Source organism: Thermodesulfobium sp. 4217-1, assembly GCF_039822205.1.
Taxonomy (GTDB): Bacteria; Thermodesulfobiota; Thermodesulfobiia; order Thermodesulfobiales; family Thermodesulfobiaceae; genus Thermodesulfobium.
The window spans coordinates 1-556 of record NZ_JBAGBW010000070.1 but is presented as its reverse complement, the minus strand read 5'-3'; the positions used below and the strand labels follow the sequence as shown (position 1 = coordinate 556).

At 39.0% G+C, this 556-nt stretch carries 1 protein-coding gene; it reads right to left on the bottom strand.

The window, feature by feature from the left end; genetic code table 11:
- The coding region (locus V4762_RS10020) for an IS1634 family transposase (RefSeq protein ID WP_458646963.1) at positions 1 to 556 on the bottom strand (556 nt) is incomplete at both ends.

The following is a 556-nucleotide window of genomic DNA, read 5'->3' as shown; positions in this document are numbered from 1 at the left end:
AATATTGTAGAAATCAGTACCGAAGGTATCTTGTATTACTTTGTAGTCAAGTGCAATTTCATCTTCGTCTGAGTATGATAACGTTTCAACTATCTGACCCTTTTTGTTTCTCACCTTTTGAAATGCTATAGCGCCACCGACATCATCGAGTTGAATGATACCACCTTTTAAAACCCTACAAGTTGCTGCACCCAGAGCTCTTGCAATTCGTTCTGCTGACAGAGCCCTTTCTCCCATACGATGTTGAATAATTCTAATGATAAGGAGCGCAACGAAACATATTAGAAAATGTGCACGTATATGTTCGTTCTTGCTTACAAACACAGGCCTTGCATAAAGATCTGTTTTCATAATCCTAAAAGACTGTTCTATTCTCCAAAGGCCACCGTACACCTGGCGCATTTTACGCTCATCATAGTCAAGTTCACTGGTAATGATGCAAAAGTACCCATCATATATAGCGTCATTCTCTGCCTTTTCTAGATCAACTCTGCGTAGCTTTTTTGTGTTTGTCAGAATCTCGCCTGTTTTCTTGTCAATGATATCTTCTTTTGTA